1 protein-coding gene is annotated in these 1940 nt (G+C 55.3%); it reads right to left on the reverse strand.

Annotated elements, in window-relative coordinates; translation table 11 throughout:
- Positions 1–608: 608 nt before the first annotated feature.
- Positions 609–1733, reverse strand: coding sequence for an aminotransferase (locus tag DW870_RS09190; protein ID WP_117770654.1), 1125 nt, complete (start codon positions 1731–1733; stop codon positions 609–611).
- Positions 1734–1940: the final 207 nt, after the last annotated feature.

Genomic DNA, 1940 nt, shown 5'->3' on the forward strand with positions numbered 1-1940 from the left:
CCGATCTCGGAAGGCACGTGCAGACCTTTCGTCATGGCCTCCTACCTTTCTTTCGGGCCCTTGTCAGGGCCGATTCGTTAGCGCCCCTCCGTGTGAGGCGTTATTGCTGACGACATATTTATATCCAAAATCAGCTCATACTTCCACCTTGCCCCCGAACGGTTTTTTATAGGGGGTGAACGGCATACACATATACTTCACGCATGGCACACTTCATCTTAATAAAGCGTATTTACGTGCTTAAACGCGTTTTAATCCTAAAATCAAATGGAACTAAACTTTGTTAAACCATCCTCAAATTGCATATTTCCAATAAAGCTATGAATAGAATTAGCGGTTCACACCGCGTCTCAACCATTTTCATTTTTATTCAGAAAAAAGTTTGTCCTATTCATTTCTGATAAATAAATTACCGTTTACCAGACGCTTGATACCGTTCACCGGAAACTCAGTATAAGGCCCAGCGGATACCGCCTCGCTTTACGGCCCCATTTGTAACAACTTGACTTCTCGGTATAGAAAAACGGACCCGCTTCCCCTAGGGAAACGGGTCCGTTTTCGATTATCTTCGGCTAATTTGGATAAGGCCCCCGAAGACCATCGGAATCCTAGCGATCGAACTCCGCCAGTGCCTCGCCCAAAAGCCTCAGGCCCTCGCGCAGAACGTCCTCGCTCGCGCAGTAGCCCAGGCGTGCGCCGCAGGGAAGCTCAAAACGGCTACCGGGGACCAGCAGCACTCCCCTCTCGGACAGCAGGCGCCTGCAGAACTCCTCGTCATCCTCGGGAATATCCAGCTGGATAAACGAGGTGGACACGCCCTGCGGGGCCGTCCAGGAAACGCGATGCTGCGTATCGATCCAAGCCTGCGCGATATCGCGGTTGCCAAACACGATCTTGCGATTGCGCTCGAGAATCTTATCCTTGTGCTCAAGCACATAGGTCGCCAGGGCGTCGTTGAACACACCGCCGCAGATCATGGTGTAATCGCGATAGGTGCGGATGCGGCTGGATATCTCTTCGTCTGCCAGGACCCAGCCCACGCGGGCCGCAGGTGTCGAATAGGTCTTCGACAACGAGTTGGTGACAATGGCCCTCTCGTACACGTCGACCATCGACATAAAGGACTCAGTGTTTTCGAGCGGCAGATATACCTCGTCGCACAGCACGTAGGCGCCCACCGAGCGGGCGATCTCGGCAATCTGGCCGAGCATATCGGCATCGAGCACCGTACCGATGGGGTTAGATGCGTTGTTGATGCAGATGAGCTTGGTGTTGGGACGCACCAAGCGCTTGAGTTCCTCGATATCGGGCTTCCAGCCGAGTTCCTCGCGAAGCTCCCAATACTCGACCTCGGCGCCCAGCGTGCGCGGAATCTCGTAGAGCGGCGCGTAGGTGGGCCACTCGGCGATAACATGGTCGCCGGGCTCGACCACAGCCATGATGGCGTTGAGGTTAGCGCCCGTGCAGCCATTGGTCTGCAGAATGTGATCGGGATTGACCTCCCGACGATACAGCTTGGCAACCTCGGCCTTAAACTCCGGCGAGCCCTCGATCCAGCCGTAGTTCATCTTCTCGCGGTCCAGGCGCTCGTAGAACGTGGCGCCGTCCTGTTCATCGAGCGCGCGCAGCTCGCCCATGGTGAGCGACGAGATCGTCGACTGGGCGATGTCCCACGTGGCGCTCTTCTCCCAAACGTTGAGCCATTCCTCAACGCCAATCGTCTTGATGTCCATAGCCAAGCTCCTTACAAAAGCAGTCATCCAATCGTGTTGACGTTCCTCATACAAGATTGGGGCGGTGCGAAAACCCGCACCGCCCCAATGGGAGACATCTAATGGCAGCTAGATGTATGTATTATGACCTGTACGGGTCCTTGAAGACCTTAGAGGTCCTCGCGCCAGAAGGGCATGCTCATGCAGCGCGGGCCGCCGCGGCCGCGG

This window comes from Collinsella sp. AM38-1BH (assembly GCF_003467545.1).
Taxonomy (GTDB): domain Bacteria; phylum Actinomycetota; class Coriobacteriia; order Coriobacteriales; family Coriobacteriaceae; genus Collinsella.

What these genes read in the sequence shown, in the direction of transcription:
- DW870_RS09190 (WP_117770654.1), bottom strand. Translation starts at nt 1,733, where the DNA reads ATGGACATCAAGACGATTGGCGTTGAGGAATGGCTCAACGTTTGGGAG.